This is a genomic window from Alteromonas sp. S005 (genome assembly GCF_036864475.1).
In the GTDB taxonomy this organism is placed as follows: Bacteria; Pseudomonadota; Gammaproteobacteria; order Enterobacterales; family Alteromonadaceae; genus Alteromonas.
This window is the reverse complement of the sequence record NZ_JAZETN010000008.1, coordinates 107210-126793: the sequence shown is the minus strand read 5'-3', so window position 1 is coordinate 126793 and position 19584 is coordinate 107210. Positions and strand designations below refer to the sequence as shown.

The following is a 19584-nucleotide window of genomic DNA, read 5'->3' as shown; positions in this document are numbered from 1 at the left end:
TAAGCCACCAAGGTTACTTGGACTATTTGTTGCTAAACCTTCATCAGCCTGCATATCAATTTGCTTTTTCACGACTTGAGCGTTAGGGGGTCTTTAAGATTGATGGCAAATTCTAAGCAAAAAAAAGCCGCTCTAAGAGCGGCTTTTTTCAAATACGTCAGCGATTACGCTTCAGCAATGATGATCACTTTGATTGAAGTGATAACGTCAGAGTGAAGTTGTAAGTCGATGTCATACTCACCAGTCTCACGAAGAGTACCAGTAGGTAGTTTAACTTCTGCTTTTTGTACTTCAACGCCAGCTGCAGTAATTGCATCAGCGATGTCACGAGTACCAACAGAGCCAAATAGTTTACCTTCGTCACCAGCAGGTGCTGCGATTGTAACTTCAGCAAGCTCAGCAACTTTCTCAGCGCGTGCGTTAGCAGCAGCTAGTTGCTCAGCAATTTTCGCTTCAAGTTCAGCACGACGTGCTTCGAACTTTTCAACGTTGTCTTTAGTTGCAGGAACCGCTTTACCCTGTGGGAAAAGGAAGTTACGAGCGTAACCAGACTTAACAGTCACTTGGTCGCCCAGGCCGCCAAGGTTGGCGATTTTATCTAGTAGGATGATATTCATCTTAGCTAACCCTTATATTCGCCAAATTACTTGTGTGAATCAGTGTACGGAAGCAACGCAAGGAAACGTGCGCGCTTGATCGCAGAAGACAGCTGACGCTGATATTTTGCGCTTGTACCAGTAATACGGCTAGGGACAATTTTACCGCTCTCAGTGATGTAGTTCTTAAGAGTAGCGATATCTTTGTAATCAATCTCAGTCACACCTTCTGCAGTGAAACGGCAGAACTTACGACGTCTGAAAAAACGAGCCATGGGTGATCTCCTTAAGCGTTGTCTTCAGTGGTTTCAGTTTTCTTTTCCGCGCGATCTTGGCGAGGAGCAGAATCGTCACGACGCTCACGACGAGGCTCTTCTTTCATCATTGGAGAAGGCTCAGTCACAGCAGTCTTAGTGCGCATAACCATGTTACGTAGGATCACGTCGTTGAAACGGAAAGCATTTTCCAATTCATCAACAGCTTCTGCAGACGCTTCAGCATTGATTAGTACGTAGTGGGCTTTGTGCAGCTTTTCAATTGGGTAAGCCAGTTGACGACGGCCCCAATCTTCTAAACGATGAATCTGACCACCGTCTTGCTTTAGGATAGTAGTATAACGCTCGATCATACCAGGTACTTGTTCACTCTGATCAGGGTGAACCATAAATACGATTTCGTAATGACGCATTATAGCTCCTTACGGTTGTAGCCTCGACAGTACAGCCGACTGTATGGAGACAAGGAACGAATTGGGATGGCTGTAAGGGCGCGCATTATACGCAGCAGTTACTAATTGCACAAGCATTAATCACCTTTAGAACAATCATTTTGCCCTCTCTCCAAACACTACGCTCAGACATTTAATTAAAATACTGTTTATTTATACAGTAAATTATTGTACAGTTTTTGTGTCTTTAATAAACAGGGGACCTACCATGGCCATTACCACACAGTATGTTGTTACGCACAAAGGGGTAGAAAAATTGGTAACTACCGACAAAAAAGAAGCTGATCAGTATGACAAAATGCTCGATGCGGCAGATAACCTCGCTGACTACATTCATGCGAAGGGCATCAAGCTTGACGATAGCGTAGTGGAAGAGCTCACCATTATGTTGTCTAAAAACAAAGATAAAATCAGTAAGATTTTCAAAGGCGCTACTGCAGAAAGCGTATTAGAAGACGAAAGCGCTGAAGTGGTAAAGCTACAAGCTAACGGCTGATAATTTAGGCGCGCTTCTCCTTTGCGTCGTTATGATGAGCAATTAATAAGAGCAATTGCCGCTTTAGGCTGATGAGATCTGATAGCATAGCTATACGCAAAAATGTTATTTGATAACATTACCTCAACGCGGCAATGTGTTTTCTCTGCTTTTTAACAGGGTGAACAGACGTGTCGCTTTTGCTAATGTGAATATAAGACGTAAATACAGGTCGGGCTTAGCGTGAATACCATCAATAAAAATAATAGCACTCATTCCCAGCGCAACGCAGTGTCTGAAGAGCACAACGCAGTGAATAAAGAGCGCAACACAGCGATTGAAGTTAGCAATTTACAGTTTTCGTACACCAAAGAAAGTCCCCCCATCATTGACATTAAAGCGTGGCAAGTTTCGCAAGGTGAGCACGTTTTTCTTTCAGGGCCTTCAGGTAGCGGAAAGAGCACATTGCTCAATTTGCTGTGCGGAACATTAACTCCAACTCAGGGCGACATTGCCTTAATAGCGCAGCCTTTCTCCGCACTATCGAACCGACAGCGGGACAAGTTTAGAGCACGCAATATCGGCGTTGTTTTTCAACAGTTTAATCTTATTCCCTACCTTTCTGTGGCACAAAATATTAACGCCGCAGTATATTTTGCGAATAAAAAAATAAGCAAAACGGCGGAAGATGCGAAGCTTCTTCATTTACTCGACAAGCTACAACTCCCTTCACGGGTACTGCATGCTAAAGCCGATGCCTTGAGTATTGGTCAACAGCAGCGTGTAGCAATAGCCCGAGCGCTCATTAATGATCCAGAGTTATTGATTGTCGATGAGCCAACTTCGGCGTTAGATAGCGACGCGCGAGATAGCTTTATGTCGCTGTTAAAAGATGTAGCAGGTGAGAGCACCATGATTTTCGTTAGTCATGATAAAGCAATGGAGAGCTACTTTGACCGTCATTGCAGTATGAGTGAATTGAGCCTAAGTACAAGCCATGCAAAGTCTTCACTCGGTGGCATCGAGCAAGTACAGGAGCGTGCATAATGCTAAGTACCATTGCTATTGAAAGTTTAAAGCGCAGAAAAACCACGGCAGTTCTCACGCTTCTAAGCATTACTATCAGCATAAGTTTACTTTTGTGCGTGGACATTATTCGAAGCCAAGTGAAAACCAGCTTTACACGCACAGTGTCAGGCGTCGACCTTATCGTTGGCGCACCAAGTGGACAGCTTAATTTACTTCTGTCGTCAGTGTTTAATATAGGCACTCCCACTAAAGGTATTGAATATAAAAGTATTGCGGCGCTTCAATCTAACAAGCAGATATCGTGGCTTATCCCACTATCTTTGGGTGATACTCACCGAGGTTTTAGGGTGGTAGGTACGACCAACAGCTTTTTTGATCACTTTAAATACGGGGACATGCAGTCACTACAGCTATCTGATGGAGCGACATTTACACAGCCGCTATCTACGGTAATTGGTGCTGATATAGCCGAATCATTGGGATATGAAGTAGGCGATAAGATTATTATTTCTCACGGCTTAGGCAGTGTTTCATTCAATAATCATGACGATCACCCTTTTACTATTTCCGGAATCTTAGATAAAACAGGCACCCCCGTGGATAAGGCTGTTTATGTCACTTTGCAGGGCCTTGAAGAGGCCCACACAGGGCCCAAGCATTCACCCACCTCAATGTTAGGACGTAAATCTGCTGACAAGGCGAACGAACACGAACACGAACACGAGCACGAGCACGAGCACGAGCACGAGCACGAGCACGAGCACGAGCACGACGAGCATACCGGTGAACATGCGTCTTACAATAGCGAAGCGTTTACGCCTGAGTCTGTATCTGTGGTGATGCTAGGGCTTAAACATCGGGTAACTGCTCTGCAACTGCAGTACCAGATCAATCAAAGTAAAAATGAGCCGCTAATGGCTATTCTACCGGGCATGGCACTCGCAGAACTTTGGCAAATTATGGGAAATGTTGAATCGCTATTACTTGGCCTTTCCGGTCTTATCGTCATCTGCGCGCTTATTGGGCTTGCAACCATGCTACTTGCAACTATGCGTGAGCGTTACCAAGAAATAGCTGTTTTACGCACTATTGGCGCCGGACCATTTACTTTATTACTGCTAATTCAAATTGAAGCTATGCTGCTTTCCATTTTGAGTGCTGCGCTAAGTTTGGGCTTAGTTGCCGGATTAATGAGTGTACTAAAGCCTTGGTTAAGCAGCACTTATGGACTGTTTTTAAGTAGCCCTCTGTTTGTACAAAGCAGCGCTATTATCATTTTACTTATATTAGGGTGTACCTATTTAGTGTCGCTGTTCCCGGCCGTTGCAGCCTATAAACGCGGTCTGCATGCTGGACTGAATACGAACTAGGCAAAACCAACGCGTAGGAGAGTGTTACTCTCCTACACGCTTGTTTGTGCTAAAACGCAAAATAAGTTCATGTACCTGATTCACCGTGGCGCGCAAATCGTTACTGGCCGCGAGCGATGCCTCAGAGGAACGCTGGGTTTCAGATGCGCCATCAGCCACTTCTACTAGCTGTTGATTAATATGTTCCGCAACCGTGCTTTGTTCTTCTACAGCTGAAGACATCTCCACAGTAGCATCTGCGATACCTTTCACCGCATTATTAATTTCAAACAAGGCTCCTCGGGTTTCTTCTACTATCGCGCTGCCGTGCTCTGCTGAGGCTAACCCTTCTGTTGAAACTCGCACCGCGCGGTCAGAGCGCTCAGCAAGTTCTGTAATAATGTTGTGGATTTTGTCGGTCGATTCGCGAGTTTTCGAAGCTAAGGTACGCACCTCATCAGCAACAACCGCAAAACCTCTTCCTTGCTCACCCGCCCTTGCAGCCTCAATCGCGGCGTTAAGTGCCAGCAGGTTTGTTTGCTCGGCAATGGTAGAAATAATGTTGGCCGCTTCACCAATATCACTAGTTGACTGAGCTAATTCAGTTACTGTTGTCGATATTGACTCAACAGCTTCGCGTAAAGCAACAATGGCCTGCATGGCTTCTTCTGCTTTTTGGTTACCTGTTTCTACGTTGGCCGCTGCTGTTTTTGCACTTTTGGCATTACCTTCAACCCGCTCAGCAACTTCTTGGATAGCTTGACTCATTTGTGTAACCGCGGAGGCGATTTGCTGAGTAGCCTGGTTTTGTTGAACGACGGCAGCGCTTGTGCTTTCAGCCTGATGATGCGTTGCGTGAGCTATAGACTCAAGACCCGCTGACGCGTCTTGTATTCGAGTTAATGCTGTGCGGTTTCTAGCAAGTTCACAGCCTAACACGAGTTTGGCTTGGCTAATATGAGGTGGGTCTGGGAAGTAAGTTTGCGCCACCGTTTCATCGGCATAGCTTTCAGGGCTGAGTGTAATCAGCTCCCGCCAATCTTTTTTGGCTTTTGCTTGTTGAGTCACCATTAAAATAATGGCACCTAGAAGAGCAATGCCAGCCGCAGCTACGCCATGTGTAAAACCAAGAGCCAACACCATTAAAAAGCTTAACATTAATGACGGAGCTAAATGAGAAAGTGTCTGCACAGTTCTAGATACTGGCGATACCGGCGACTTGCCTTCTTGCATTCTCGCATAGACGCTCGCCGCTCTGGCAATTTCATCATTTAAAGCAGGCACGCGGACAGATTCATACCCCACGATTGTTTTGCCGTCATATACAGGCGTTACGAATGCTGAAACCCAGTAGTGATCGCCATTTTTTCTTCGGTTTTTAACTAACCCCAGCCAGCTTTGCCCAGACTCTAAAGTACGCCACATTTCCTTAAATACGGGTGCAGGCATATCGGGGTGACGAATCAAGTTATGGTTTTTTCCTATTAATTCTTCACGAGTAAAACCACTCGCCTCCACAAACTCACTATTGCAGTGTTGGATGACCCCACGCTTATCTGTTGATGAAATAAGGCGGTGGTGAGATGGAAACTTATACTCTTTTTGGGTAACAGGCTGGTTATTTCTCATTAAATACTCTCTCCATTTTGCAAAGTACTCATCCATAGAGCATAAAACCTTTGCTTTCTCATAAGACTAGAACATAAACAGCCGCTGTCTAGTTTGAGAAAAAACTTTGAGAAATTTTATATTTTATCAATCAGTTAAAAAAGAACTTTATACTTTAGACCAATGGCAATATGACAGATACTGTCGTGCCTTTTCCCTCAGTACTGACGATATCAATCCTGCCATTGTGCTCCTCAACAATAGTCATAGAAATAGACATCCCTAGCCCTGTACCCTCGCCTGGCGGTTTGGTGGTAAAAAAAGGCGTAAAAACTTTACTCAGTGTTTCTTTAGACATGCCTACGCCCTCGTCCTCAACGATTAAGCGGACATTGTCCGCCTCCTTCTCTACTTTGAGCGTTATTTCTTTCCCTTCAGGAGTGGCATATATCGCATTGGTTAAGAAGTTTACAAGGACCTGCTGAATTTGCCCTGAGTTACCGTTGAAGAAAGCGTCTTCTTCAGGCACTTCAAAGCGCACCACATTGCGATAACGATGCAAATTATTGGTGAGCTTAATCGCTATATTCATGGCTTCGATAGCGCTAATTTCAGAGTGCTTGCCTGAGCCTGGATAAGAAAAACTTCTTAACGCTTTCACGATTTCGATTATGCGCTCAATACCTTCATGAGACTCATCAAACATTTCCGCAATTTCGGTCGCGCTGTCTTTGAGCGAAAAACGCTTTTCTAATGCCATGAACTGCACTTCAATTTCACCGCCCGCTTCTTTACAAAGGCTACCTATTTCCTCGAGAGCGCGTTGATAATCATTAAAGATATCTTTTGCAACGACAGTGTTACTTCGCACATAACCGATTGGGTTGTTAATTTCATGGGCGATACCAGCAGCTAACTGACCTAGCATGGCCATTTTGTCAGCACTGACTAACCTTTCTTCAAGGAAATCCCTATCCTTTTTCACGTTACTCAGCTCTAGCTGCCTGGTATCTAATTCACTTTTCTTATTTTGGTATCGAGAGGTGATGTTGAGGTAATGCTTTGTGGTATCTAAAACGTAAAGCGTCTCTTCTTCTAGGTTATCGTCTTTGGTCAACAATACTAACCACGTGTATTCCCCCTTCGACATTTCATGCATAAAGTGGAGTAAGCGAGATTCTTTATCTGTTTCAGGCTGTACTACCGCACTAACACACCAGTGGGAATAGCTTTCTCGTAAATCTAGTGGCGTTTCCTGTTGGATAAATTGCGCTAAAGTATGAGACGTTGTCCAGCCTTTCCCCTGAACCAGCACACTATCATCATTGCCAATAATTAGTTCACCATTTTTAACGGTAAAGGCTTTACCGCAAAACGCACCGCTAAACTCTACGGCAGATTCAAGCGCCGAAAATATGTAATTTTCTCCGGAGATTGCTTGGGTAAGTTGGGACGCTGTTCGATTGAGGTAAAGAAGCTCTCGTTCCCTTTGTTTAGAGTCTTTAAGTGCTTTGCGTAATGCCTGATTGACTAAATAGGCATCCTGTGAATAAGTTTCTAAGAAAGATTCAGCGTTTTTACGTGCAATTTTTTGACGTTTAAGCTGCCGCTCTAGCGAATTAACACGGGCTTCAAGCGCTCGAATGCGTTCGTTTTCGGTGGAATACGAATTCTCACTCACCTAAAAGCCCTCCAATGTGCGTACCCATTTAAGAATAAGGGCACGCTTTTTATGTGTGCTTCACCACTTGATAGTTAACCGGCTAAGCGATCCAGAAGCATCATTACACGCTCGCTCGCCTGTTCCATTTCTATCAGTTTAGCATCTGCTTCTGCATTATTACCCGCTTGTTTTGCTCTGATAGCTTCAATACCACTACTATGCACTTTTGCGTGGGGTGCTTCAATTTCTCTAAAAGCTGTGGTTTGGCCAATTGAAGTGTTTGCATTTTGATTAAACCATTGCCCTAAACGACAATTTACATGATCACTGAAGTCAGCAGGCGATTTATTGCTAAATCCACACAACACTTCATAAACTCCAGATTTCCACACTACATGATCTAGCTTTACCGTTTGGATAAACGTAGCCATTGCGCCTTCACTAATTGTAGCTTTCATGCTGTCGCAATGTTGCACCATAGTTTCGTAACTACTATTTAGCTGGTTAATGCCTGTTTCTAGTTCTTCGTTATTACCGCGCAGTTCATTAACGCCTGACACCGCTTTTGAAGTGGATTGAATTATCCCGTTTACAAGCTCTGACACTTCTGTTGCAGACTTATTGGTCTCTGTTGCCAGTGCTCGTACTTCATCAGCAACAACACTAAAGCCTCGCCCAGCATCACCAGCACGGGCAGCTTCAATCGCTGCATTCAAGGCAAGTAAGTTAGTTTGGTCAGAAATGCTGGTAATGGTTGTCACAAACTTATTGATATTGTCGGCCGTTGTGGAAAGACCTGAGATGCGTTCGCTCATACTGCCCATCTGAACATTCAAACCGCTCATATCCGATACGATTTTGCTCAATGTGGAGGCCGATTCGCTAAATAAGTCGTTTATATTAACAATAGACTTACTTTCCTCATTAATTCGTTCGTAAGAACGTAAAACTGTCTCACGAACGCCCTCAATCTGTGACAGTGAATCAACTAAACATTTGACCACAGTGGCATTGGCAGATGTAGCATCTTTATGATTGGCAGTCTCTAAAGCCGCAGTTAACTCTGCATTTTCAGCTTCAAGTAATGAAACCTTGTCTAACATCTCTTGAAGTCGCTTTTCTAACAACTGAACTTGCGATTCTTTTTCTTCGAATTTGCTGCGTGATACAAACATGTTTGGTTACCAATGGTTTTTATAGATTTGTTTTGTTCAGACTAACAGAAATTTAATCATTTTAGCCATTAGTCTGAAGTAGCGTTATTGTTTGATTATCGGCAGAAATTCATAAAACTGTGGGGGATTAATAAAACTATTAATTCTGTTTTTAGTTGGCGGGCAGCAAATGAGGCGGCAGAGGTGCACGACGGGCGCTTTTTTTGGGACCATACCAGGTGGATAGATAATCTAAAATTAAAGGCTCTGCTTCTCCCAGTGGCCATAGCTTTTGCGTCTCTTGCATCCAACGGATAGTCTCAAGCCACCGTTCACGGTTCATGGCATTTTGAGTAATAAGGGAGGGTGAGTGACAGGCACTGCAATGGGCTAGCACTAAAGTAAAACCGTCTGCTTTTACAAGGCCAGATTGAGCGTCGAGAGCGGGTTGCTCATGTATTGTTGATTCGCTTCCATTTTTCTCTACGACTTTATTACCACTCCCAATAGCTAAATGTGGCAAATAAAGGAACACTATTAGTAATATAAGACGAACTGTTAAGCCATCCATCTTAACGGCCCCTTTTAATCAAATATCGCGTCATTTAGCTCACACCACACGCACAGCGACACGATGACAGGCATTGTTTAAATAGCCTTTCGGATTCCAGCCCGGTAACACCATAGGCTGTGACTTTCCATGCTCATCTTGTGCTTTAGCCCACACCTCATAATAGCCTTGCTGAGGAAAGTTTATCTGCGTGCTGAACTGCTGCCATGCATGCCTGTTTACCGGTGCATTCAGCTCAGCAAGCTGCCAGGTTTGACCAAAATCAATAGAAGTAAACACCTTGGCAATTTTGCCCTCGCCACACCATGCATGACCGCGCACGTCTAGACTTTTTGCCACAGGATGATCACTGCCTGACTTTGGAGATGTAATTAGCGATTTAACCGGCATGGCTTCGATAATACACATCTCTTCGTCGTCAACTTTCGCGCCAGGCGCAACAGGTTTACATGGTACCCGATAAGCTTTCCCTAGCATTTTCGCACCGTCGTGAACGCGATCTCGAATTACTATTTTCTTAAGCCACTTACCTGACGTTGAAGCAGGCCAGCCACCAAATACCAGTCGCAGCGGATAACCATTCATTAAGGGAAGGGGTTCATCATTCATTGCCCACGCGATTAAGGATTCATCTTCCATCGCTTTTTCGATGGGCACGCCTCGCGAAATAGCCGCTTTGCCCGGCGTTCGGCTTAAGTGCTGATCGTCACCGTAATAACCAATGTAAACCGCATCATCCTTAACACCCACTGACTCCAAAACATCTTTTAGCCTCACCCCTGTCCAGCGTGGGCAGCCTACCGCTCCCGTTGTCCACTGGTTACCTGTAGCGGCCGGTGAGAACTCGGCACGCCCATTTCCACCACACTCTAATGTAAGCTGATAGGTGTAATGCTTAAATTGAGCTTTTAGTTCTTCAAGAGTAAAGGTTTTTGACTGTGTTGCAGACTCCCCTTCAACAGTAAGCGTCCAGCTATTTGCATCTGGTGCTTGCGGGGGAATACCGTTATTTCTCACGAAAAAGCGCGATGCGGGTGTGACTGCGTCACCTAATAGGTGTGCTGGTGTTTCTGCGTTTAATGGTCTGTCATTGAGTATGGTTAAGCCGTTTTTACCTTTAATAGAAAAAGGCGTGTCGGCCTGAGCAAACGCTGCAGGAATGAGGCCTGCTGGCATAAATTGTCCGTAGACCACTTCGGCACCGAGTAGCAAAGACAGTGACTTCAAACCTTTTATAAAGCCACGGCGAGTCAGTGTATTGCTGGTTCTTTGAAAAACCTGCTCGTCGGCTTTTACAGGGTCTTTGGCGTAAAGTTCGTGAAGACCGTGTTTTTTCACTTAGATCACCTTATCAGTGCAAACGATTTTTATTTAAAACATACTGCTGCAAAATGATGAACAGCCTTTACATGGTGTAAAGAAAACCGAGAATAAGCAGTGCAATCCATAGGGTTTCAACCACTATCATGACTATGGGGAGCATGCCGACTTCGGCAAGCTTTCCTAAGTTTGATTTCATACCGATTGCAGTAATGGAAACAACTAGAAAGAAACGAGAAACTTGCGTGCCTGCTTCAACCACAAATTCAGGTAACGCTACAAAGCTATTGAGCAGCATCAATGCAATAAAGCCGATGAGAAACAGAGGCATTTTAGGTACTTCACCGCCTTCTGCTTGGGTACTGGCTTTATAGAATCTTTTGATAACAAGCATCATGATCAGTACTACCGGCATCAGCATGGCTACGCGCACCAATTTGGTAAGGGTTGCCATATCACCCGCGCTTTCTGACACCGAATAACCAGCACCTACCACCTGCGCCACATCGTGAATTGTGCCCCCAAGAAAGATACCAGCTTCAGTGTCTGTCATACCTAATTGCCCCGCGATTATGGGATAAAGCACCATGGCGATAGTGGACATAGCCGTTACACCTATAACGGTAAGCAGGGTATCTCGTTCGTGGTTTTCACCTTTTGGCAGTATGGTAGAGATGGCTAGCGCAGCAGAAGCACCGCAAATAGCGACAGAGCCACCAGTAAGTGCACCAAAGCGTTTTTGAAGCCCCAACGCTTTTGCCAAGCCTACGCCCAAAACAATGGTCGTAAAAATGGCGCCAGCGAGCATGAGCGCTGTTTGCCAACCTAGCACTGCCAGGTCACCTAACGCTATTCTTAAGCCCAGTAAAACCACACCCGCGCGAAGCAAGGTACTTGCGGTAAAATCGATTCCGCACGCGCATGGCGTATCGTTTTGGTATAAAAACGAAACCGCCATGCCTAACAGTAAAGCAAACAACATAGCAGGGGCATTGTAGTGCTCACTTAAAAACAAGGCCGCCATGCCCGTGATGGTGGCAATACCTAGCCCCGGCCAAATGTTTTTGCACTTTACTGCTATGTCATTCATAGCATTAACGCTCTGAAGCAACCAACGCCACAAGCACTACACGCTTGCGATCGCCAGAGTAAGGGCGACGACCGTGCATAGCACGATAGTTATCGACAATAGCCACGTCACCGTCTTGCCACTCTAAATCAAACGTGAAGTCTTCAGAAAGCTCAGCAATACGCTCAAGTCCCTTTTTCGGAATAGCGCTGCCATCACCGAACGTAATTGCTGAAGATGGGTTCTCGCGAACGCCTTTCCAGCCCATGTAAGCTGCAATAAGCTGGTTGTAGAACACCTCAGAACCGTCATCCAACTCGATTACCGCAGGAAGCACAGGTGTAATCGCTTTTAAGCTACCATCTTCCAACCATTCCCAGCTGTAACCTAGTTCTTTAAGTTTAGCTTCACCTTCTTCTACTGTTTCAACACTTAACGTGCTTTTCCAGCTACGGCCCTGACCAGAGTTAGCGTCATCAGCCGATGGCATGGTGGTGGTGTACTTCAGTCCTTTCTCTTTGAAATCACTTGCCAATTCAGGGTTCTCTGCCTTCAATGCTTCAAACAATTTGTCTGAACGACACAGCGGCGTAGCACCGCCCTCATCTGCTGCGGTTTTGCAAAAGAAGAAAAGCTTACTTGGAGAAATAGGCGTTTGAGCCATTTCGTGATGGAGGAAAATTTCCACATCTTTGGGGGCTTCATTAGCGGTAAATACGCGCTCGGTATAGTTAATACGCACCGCGTTAGACAGAGACTCTTGATAAGTAAAGTTAGGATAGCCGAAGCCAGCTGAAAAAACGTCAAAGGTCTCTGCTGAATCTAGAGGAAATCCTCTAAATAGCAGCGCACCAGATTTTGCAAGTTTTGCTTCAAGTTCTGCCTGGTTCGCTTTAACAAAGGCAACCGTTTCTTCTACAGTGGAACAGCTTTCATTGTTCACGACTATTTCAGGGAACACGCCGCCGGTGTAGTTGTGCTGAGTAGGTACGCTTGCATACGCTACCGCAGAGCTGTCATTGACGTTTTTCATAGTAAACTCCTAGTCGTAAATGGGATGAAAACGATTAAAGGCTGCTTCGCAGAAGTGACCCGGATCGTTAAATCGACGATTCATGTTTAATGCTGAAATAGCCTGCATTTCGCTGTCGCTTAGAGCGAAGTCGAAAAGCGCTAAGTTTTCTTTTATACGTTCTACTTTCGACGTTTTTGGAATAATCGCGTTGCCGCGCTGAATGCCCCAACGCAATACAATTTGCGCTGGCGTTTTACCGTGGGCTTTTGCAGCAGCTTTCACTACGTCCTGCTGAAGTACTGATTCAGTCTGGTCAGCCATTTCAAGCTCTAAGTATGAAAGCGCACCTAAAGGTGAGAACGCGGTAACATTTAAGCCATAGTCTTTTGCTAAACGAATTAAACGCTCTTGGGTAAGGTACGGATGAGATTCAATTTGCAGCATTGCTGGCTTAATGCGCGCGTAGCTCATTAGGTCATTAAGCAAGCCCGTGTTGTAATTACACACACCAATTTGTTTTGCTTTACCGCTATCTGCGAGCGCTTCCATGGCCTCCCACGTTTTGTGAAGCGGCACAGGAGCAAGCTCCATCTTAGGTTCAGCTGCGTCAGGGTCGTAAAACCACTCTGGCGGATACCGTGTTTCAATTGGCACGAACTTTTGCGCAATAGGGAAGTGGATAAGATACAAGTCTAGGTAGTCTAGCTGTAAATCAGATAGCGTTTTTTCCAGCGCTAGCTCTACATGCTCAGGAGCGTGGAAGGTATTCCAAAGTTTCGATGTTACCCACAACTCTTCTCTGGTACACAGGCCTTCATCAATAGCGCGCTTTATGCCTTCGCCCACTTCTTTTTCATTACCGTAATCTGCTGCGCAATCTAAATGGCGATAGCCAGCTTTGATTGCTTGGTATGTTGTTTCAGCGCAAATGGCAGTATCTACTTTCCAGAAGCCAAAACCTACCTCGGGTATCTTATTCATCGTTTCACTCACCTTAGAATTTGTTGCATTAAGCTAATTAGTTTTACTTTAACAGTATGCTCTTGTATAACTTCAGCTTCAAACTTTAGTCTTGTATAAGACATAAGTTATTACACAGATATCTCGATGTCAACAAAGTGTTAACAAACTAAATGCAAAGATAGTACTCAGGCTTTCAGTCACTGGATTGAAAAGCCGCTATACCTGCCTAGCTTAAGAGGAGGCAAAACGGGCAAGTATTCAAGTTTGGGCGTTAATGAGGTGCAATTTTTAAAGAAAAACCAACAACGCAGGCGACAGGCACAAGTTGAAGCGGCTAAAGTATAGACACAAAAAAGTTAGTCGAGGCAGAGCCGAGCATGTAACGTAGCCTGGCTAGCATTACGTAGTAGCGGTTAATAGAGTCGCTAGTCAGCGATGAAGTTAATTAATCAAGCTCTACTTGATAATGGTAATGATCGGTTCTGCATTTACTTTCACGATACTCTATTAGCTTGCCATCGATGGACTCAGTGACGCGAGTGACCAAAAGTAAGGGGGTGCCCTTCTCAACGCCTAAGCTTTTTGCATCACTTTTTGTTGCGAGCATGGCTTTAATGCTGTCACGGGTTTTAAACACGGTTTGGTTATAATCAGTTTGATAAAAGTGATACAGGGTATGCGGAATATCTTCGCGCTGATGGATATCAGGAAACATTTTGGAAGGCAGAAATATAGTTTCAAGCATACAGAATTCGTTTTCAAGTATGCGTCTGCGTTTAAGTTTTACGGTTTTATCTTTCGCAGCTATAGCAAGGGCTGCCTGGACCGTTTCAGTTGGATCAACCAGCTCTTTACTGATGAGCTCTGCTTTAGGTAAATCGGCGCCTTTTCCGTCAGCTTGCAACGGAAAGAAACGAAATAGTGCATCTTGAGCGGTATGTTCAGAAACGAATGTACCCACCCCTTGCCTGCGGGTTACAATTTTGGTGTCAGTTAGCAGTGTCAACGCTTTGCGAACGGTTCCCTGACTCACTTTAAACTCATCTGCAAGTTTAAACTCACTTGGCAGCATCTCACCAGGTTGCCATCGACGCTCGACAATAAGTTGTTTAATGTATTCAGCTACCTGTTGATACAGAGGCTGAAAAGCAAGACTTGGACCGCTGAGTTTGTGATCGAATTGAGATGAAGACATGAACCCTAACCTAAACGCTTAATTATTGTTTTTATATCATACACAAGAGTTATAGCGCATTTTTGACTTAAATCACATACATCGTAGGAATAACATACATGCTCTTGGAAACACTGCTCCCCATGTTCGCACTTTTAGGTCTTGCAACACTCCTGCAGACGTTAAGCGGGTTCGGTTTTGGGCTTATGGTGGTGTCTAGCTTTACCTTGTTTGGTATTTTACCCCTCACTGCGACCACATTTATGGTGAGTTTTTTGAGCCTTTTTAACTCCGTTAGCCTAGTGGCAAGAAATGTCGAACAAATCAATAAACGTGCTTTTACCATTCTGCTTCTTAGCGGCATTCCGTTTATGGGCATAGGGTATGCGGTGTTAGAGTATTTATCTGTTGGCATGGCAACATGGCTTAATCTGTTGCTTGGTTTCGCTATTTTAAGTTGCTGTGGACTTTTACTGGTTAAAAGAAAACGTGGGCAGCCCTCTGGTAGTGCATTTGGTTTTGCTGTTGCGGGCGGCCTAGGCGGAATGTTAGGTGGGCTTTTCTCTACGTTCGGTCCGCCGGTGGTTTTTCAGTGTTACAGACAAGCCTGGCCAATTAACGAAATTAGAATTACGCTTCTCGCCGTGTTCAGCATAACCTCATTATTGCGCTTGGCTATAATACCCTTTGGAACTTTGCCATCTAGCGAGGTTTTTGTTTCCGCAGTCTTTGCCATCCCGGTAATTCTCATTTTTACTAGAATAGGGCGAATGCTTGCAGCGCGCGTACCCGCCGCCTCTGTAAGGCTATTAGCGTTGACGATGCTCGCGTTAAGCGGCATAACACTTATTATTAAAAATATCAGTGTTTAATACTTAGTGTCGAACATAATACAAGCCTACAGCGGCACGATTGCGTGCCGCTAATAAATTAAACCTTATCTTAAATTAAGCGACACAGTATCGATCTAAATCTTTATAATTTACTAATTGCAGATTGACACCCAAGTTACATTTCATTAACTTATGTCTTATATAAGACATCTAGGGTAATGTAGAAATGAGTAACGCTTTTTGTGTAACTGAACCAGATTGGAATGATATTGAAGCTGCTGACATCGCCGAGCAGCCCTTTTTGTCTGACGATAAAACACTTATCGTCCCTACGCAGTACGGTGAATTGAGCTTAAGTATCAGCCAGTTTGGCTTACGCATTCAAAGTGACGCTAACGCCACTGACGAATTTGATATGCTTGCACAGTCGCCCGATAAGCAAACGTTAGTATATTCAGGTGACAAGTCTCACAGCACGCTTGTCGCTGGCAATTATCGTTTAGAAATTTTTGCTTCTCCTCTACATTTTAAGTTGTATAAAGATGATGTGCTGGTTCAACAAAGCGCTACCGACGGCCACTTTGTGCGCCAGCATCGTTTACCGCCCTTTGCTAAAACAGACAGCGGATGGTTAGTGAGCCTGGAGCTTGGTTATGACGAGGCGGTTTACGGTCTTGGCGAGAAATGGGGCAAGCTTGATAAACGCGGTCAGCTTATTCGTTCGTACAATCATGACGCCCTTGGCGTAAACGCGGAAAAGTCATATAAAAATACGCCGTATGCTTGGAGCCCAGAAGGTTGGAATCTTTTTGTACATACACCTGCTCCCGTTACTCATGGTGTGGGATATGCGCTCTGGTCACAACGAGCGTATGTGTGTTTAGTAGAAGATAGTCTTCTTGACCTATTTTTGTTCCACCAAGACTCACCGGCCCAAAGCATTAAAACCTACAGTGAACTAACTGGTTTTGCCCCTAAACCACCGACCTGGAGTCTAGGCGTCATTCTCTCTAAAGCGTATTACAAAGATGCGGATGAGCTACTTGCCGTTGCCCGTGAAGTGCGCGAAAAAAATATGCCTTGTGATGTAATTACCCTTGACGGTCGTGCATGGCAAGACACGGATACTCGCTTTGCTTTTGAGTGGGACCCGAAACGCTACGAAGATCCACAGCCGGTTATTGATGAACTCAAAGCGTTAGGTTTTAAGATTTGTGTATGGGAATATCCCATGATTTCAGTGAAAAACCCGCTATACAAAAAAGCAGCTGATAAAGGCTGGCTGATAAAAGACAAACGAACCGGAGAAGCTTACCGGTATGAATGGGATTTAAGCCCTTTTGGCGAAGTGCTTACGCCACTACCAGACTCGGGTATTCTAGACTTTACCCACCCAGACGCTTACCAATTTTGGAAAACCTCGCACAAGCCTTTATTTGACCTTGGTGTAGACATGATCAAGGCCGACTTTGGCGAACAACTTGAAGACGACAATATGTTGTCGTATAGCGGTGATACCGGCAATCGCCTGCACAATGTTTACAGTATGCTTTATAACCGCTGCGTTTATGAGGCAGCTGCAGCTTACTGCAAAACTGGCCCATTCTTATTTAGCCGTTCTGCATGGACGGGAAGCCAGCGCTATCCATCACAGTGGGGCGGCGACCCGCAAGCCGATTGGCACGGCCTCGCGGCAAGTATACGTGGCAGCTTATCGTGGGGCATGTCAGGCGGGCCCTTCTTTGCTACAGATATCGGCGGTTTTTACAAAGATACCCGAGACGCAGAGCTCTATGTACGATGGGCGCAAGCATCAGTATTTAGCGCCCACATGCGATTACATGGTATTGGCCCTCGTGAACCCTGGTCATATGGTGATGAAGCATCAGATGCCGTGTTTGACGCATTAAAGCTGCGCTACAAGCTTATTCCTTATTTAAAAGAAACCGCAGAAAAAGCATCGCTTACGGGCCTGCCGGTTCAGCGAGCTATGGCGTTAGCCTTTCCTGACCAGCCGCTTTCTCACGCTTTTGAACAACAGTTTATGTGCGGTGATGAGTTGCTGGTTGTGCCTTGTGTCGTGCCTGGCGGCAAAATTAAATACTACTTACCCAAAGGCGAGTGGGTGCGTTTTGGTACCGATGAAGTGGTACAGGGTGAACAATACAAAGAAGAAATATTGGCACTAAATGATGTTGCTGTATTCATTCAAAAAGGCAGTCGCATTGTTATGGGTCCTGATGTGCAGCATACCGATATGGATATGTCGAATATCACGCACTGGCCAGCATAGCGCTTAGGAGTTGTTCATGGATATTACCCTTACCCTACTGTCATGTATGGCGTTTATGGCGATCGTTGCCGCTATCTCTTACATGAAGACCAAAGGGGAAGTTAACACCCAAGATGGTTACTTCCTCGCAGGAAGAGGGCTGACCGGCACCTTTATAGCTGGGTCTATGATCCTTACCAACCTCTCTGCCGAGCAGCTTATTGGCTTAAACGGCTCTGCCTTTGGCTATAACCTTAGCGCGATGGCGTGGGAAGTGACCGCAGGTATCTCTACCATAATTATGGCGCTTATTTTCTTACCCCGTTATTTAGCGGGGGCATTTTCCACCTTACCTGAGTTTTTACGAGACCGCTTCGACGACAGCGTGCGCAGAATGACGGTAGTACTGTTTATGGTGGGCTACTCTTTAGTGACTATTCCGTCGGTACTTTATTCAGGCTCCATTGCGGTTTTGCGACTCTTCGATGTGCCGGGCCTTTTTAACGTAAGCTATGAAGTAGGCTTAGTCATAACCATTGTGATCGTTGGCACCATAGGTGCGCTTTATGCCATTTTTGGTGGCTTAAAAGCAGTAGCTGTCTCAGATACCATCAATGGTGTGGGCCTTTTAATTGTGGGCTTACTAGTCCCTGTACTTGGTTTAATTGCTTTAGGTGACGGAAGCTTTAGTGACGGCATTTCTACCATAGCTACCACGGAAACCGAAAAGCTCAATGCTATAGGCGGCGTTGACGATCCTGTCCCTTTCGGCACTATTTTTACAGGTATGATATTAGCTAACCTGTTCTATTGGGGTACAAACCAATACGTTATTCAACGAACCCTAGGAGCCAAAAACCTGGTTGAAGGTCAAAAAGGCGTGCTGTTCTCAGGCTACTTTAAAGTGCTTGTGCCTTTTATGATGATGCTACCTGGCGTTATTGCTTACCATTTATACCAAGATGAAAACCTACAAACTATCGACCTCGCCTACCCCCACTTGGTTAAAGACGTACTGCCACAGTATTTGTCAGGTTTTTTCTTAGCTGTATTGCTTGGTGCGGTGTTTAGCTCTTTTAATTCACTGCTTAACAGTGCTGCTACTCTATTTTGCTTAGACGTTTATAAGCCCTTTAAGAAAGATAAAGTGAGTGACGAAAAGCTAATACGCGTGGCTAAGATCACCAGTATCATAATCGCTGTGCTGTCTTTTATCACTGCGCCGCTACTTATGTTTGCACCTGAGGGATTGTGGCAAATAATTCGTATATTCACTGGGTTCTATAACATCCCTGTTATTACCATTGTGCTTGTTGGATTGTTTACCAAGAGGGTGCCAGCCCTAGCTGCGAAAGTGGCTATTATTTTCCACGTAATCGCTTACGGGCTATTAAAGTTTGTGTGGGAAGTAGATATCAACTTTATTCACATATATGCAATCTTATTCGCTATAGAGCTGGCCATTATGTTAACGATAGGTAAGCTTTATCCGATGGCAACGCCATGGCACTTTACCCCCAAGGCCGAAGTCAATATGACCCCGTGGCGCTACGCGATACCGTGTGCCATTGTGCTAGTTGGCCTTATTGCCACGCTTTACCTGATGTTCTCTCCTGTAGGCTTTGTGGATGGTGTTAGCAGCGTATTTATTCCGGCTCTAATTGGCTTATGGGCGACCTGTTTCGCTGCCATAGGCATTAGCCTTAAATGGTGGCGGGTAAAATACGAGCAAGGCCTAAAGCGCCTTGCTTCCCAACCGGCTTAAA

The 19584-nt window shown here is 45.0% G+C and carries 18 protein-coding genes; 6 read left to right on the top strand and 12 right to left on the bottom strand.

Annotation, left to right across the window (positions count from 1 at the left end; genetic code table 11):
- Positions 1–164 precede the first annotated feature (164 nt).
- From rplI to rpsF, 3 genes are read right to left on the bottom strand one after another with little or no spacing between them, the layout of a single operon-like run.
- Positions 165–617, bottom strand: coding sequence for a 50S ribosomal protein L9 (rplI, locus tag V7R55_RS11390; protein ID WP_012519953.1), 453 nt, complete (start codon positions 615–617; stop codon positions 165–167).
- 26 nt (positions 618–643) lie between these two features.
- Complete coding sequence (gene rpsR / locus V7R55_RS11385) at positions 644–871, bottom strand: 30S ribosomal protein S18 (RefSeq protein WP_012519954.1); 228 nt, start codon at positions 869–871, stop codon at positions 644–646.
- Between the two features lie 11 nt (positions 872–882).
- Entirely contained in the window at positions 883–1284 is a 402-nt protein-coding gene (rpsF, locus tag V7R55_RS11380; protein WP_014951120.1) for a 30S ribosomal protein S6, read from the bottom strand.
- A 247-nt stretch (positions 1285–1531) separates the two neighbouring features.
- Between rpsF and V7R55_RS11375 the strand changes: the two genes are divergently transcribed.
- From V7R55_RS11375 to V7R55_RS11365, 3 genes are all read left to right on the top strand, one after another.
- The gene (locus tag V7R55_RS11375; protein ID WP_014951121.1) at positions 1532–1819 is read left to right on the top strand and encodes a YebG family protein; all 288 of its coding nucleotides are present in this window, start codon (positions 1532–1534) and stop codon (positions 1817–1819) included.
- A 222-nt stretch (positions 1820–2041) separates the two neighbouring features.
- The gene (locus V7R55_RS11370; RefSeq protein ID WP_334059588.1) at positions 2042–2845 is read left to right on the top strand and encodes an ABC transporter ATP-binding protein; all 804 of its coding nucleotides are present in this window, start codon (positions 2042–2044) and stop codon (positions 2843–2845) included.
- Entirely contained in the window at positions 2845–4197 is a 1353-nt protein-coding gene (locus V7R55_RS11365) for an ABC transporter permease (protein ID WP_334059587.1), read from the top strand. Before V7R55_RS11370 ends, V7R55_RS11365 begins: the two co-directional genes overlap by 1 nt.
- Positions 4198–4221: 24 nt before the next feature.
- Here V7R55_RS11365 and V7R55_RS11360 read toward each other — a convergent pair whose 3' ends face one another.
- From V7R55_RS11360 to V7R55_RS11320, 9 genes are all read right to left on the bottom strand, one after another.
- Positions 4222–5805, bottom strand: a complete 1584-nt coding sequence (locus V7R55_RS11360; protein WP_334059586.1) for a methyl-accepting chemotaxis protein — start codon at positions 5803–5805, stop codon at positions 4222–4224.
- Positions 5806–5959: 154 nt separating this feature from the next.
- The gene (locus V7R55_RS11355) at positions 5960–7465 is read right to left on the bottom strand and encodes a sensor histidine kinase (protein ID WP_334059585.1); all 1506 of its coding nucleotides are present in this window, start codon (positions 7463–7465) and stop codon (positions 5960–5962) included.
- A gap of 74 nt (positions 7466–7539) precedes the next feature.
- Positions 7540–8622: a methyl-accepting chemotaxis protein gene (locus V7R55_RS11350; RefSeq protein WP_334059584.1), complete on the bottom strand. Its 1083-nt coding sequence runs from the start codon at positions 8620–8622 to the stop codon at positions 7540–7542.
- A 151-nt stretch (positions 8623–8773) separates the two neighbouring features.
- On the bottom strand, positions 8774–9172 hold the full coding sequence (locus V7R55_RS11345; RefSeq protein ID WP_334059583.1) for a hypothetical protein: 399 nt from the start codon (positions 9170–9172) through the stop codon (positions 8774–8776).
- A 39-nt stretch (positions 9173–9211) separates the two neighbouring features.
- Complete coding sequence (locus tag V7R55_RS11340) at positions 9212–10510, bottom strand: sulfite oxidase (RefSeq protein WP_334059582.1); 1299 nt, start codon at positions 10508–10510, stop codon at positions 9212–9214.
- 67 nt (positions 10511–10577) lie between these two features.
- Positions 10578–11582, bottom strand: coding sequence for a YeiH family protein (locus tag V7R55_RS11335; protein ID WP_334059581.1), 1005 nt, complete (start codon positions 11580–11582; stop codon positions 10578–10580).
- Between the two features lie 4 nt (positions 11583–11586).
- The gene (locus V7R55_RS11330; protein ID WP_334059580.1) at positions 11587–12594 is read right to left on the bottom strand and encodes a TauD/TfdA family dioxygenase; all 1008 of its coding nucleotides are present in this window, start codon (positions 12592–12594) and stop codon (positions 11587–11589) included.
- A gap of 9 nt (positions 12595–12603) precedes the next feature.
- Positions 12604–13557: an aldo/keto reductase gene (locus V7R55_RS11325; protein ID WP_334059579.1), complete on the bottom strand. Its 954-nt coding sequence runs from the start codon at positions 13555–13557 to the stop codon at positions 12604–12606.
- A 427-nt stretch (positions 13558–13984) separates the two neighbouring features.
- Positions 13985–14734 carry a GntR family transcriptional regulator gene (locus V7R55_RS11320; RefSeq protein ID WP_334059578.1) on the bottom strand — a complete coding sequence of 250 codons (750 nt, stop codon included), beginning with the start codon at positions 14732–14734 and terminating at the stop codon, positions 13985–13987.
- Between the two features lie 98 nt (positions 14735–14832).
- On the opposite strand from V7R55_RS11320, the gene V7R55_RS11315 reads away from it, so the two are divergent.
- From V7R55_RS11315 to V7R55_RS11305, 3 genes are all read left to right on the top strand, one after another.
- Positions 14833–15585, top strand: a complete 753-nt coding sequence (locus V7R55_RS11315) for a TSUP family transporter (protein WP_334059577.1) — start codon at positions 14833–14835, stop codon at positions 15583–15585.
- 187 nt (positions 15586–15772) lie between these two features.
- Positions 15773–17839 (top strand): glycoside hydrolase family 31 protein, encoded by a 2067-nt coding sequence (locus tag V7R55_RS11310; RefSeq protein WP_334059576.1) that lies wholly within the window; start codon positions 15773–15775, stop codon positions 17837–17839.
- A 16-nt stretch (positions 17840–17855) separates the two neighbouring features.
- On the top strand, positions 17856–19583 hold the full coding sequence (locus V7R55_RS11305) for a solute:sodium symporter family transporter (protein ID WP_334059575.1): 1728 nt from the start codon (positions 17856–17858) through the stop codon (positions 19581–19583).
- Position 19584: the final 1 nt, after the last annotated feature.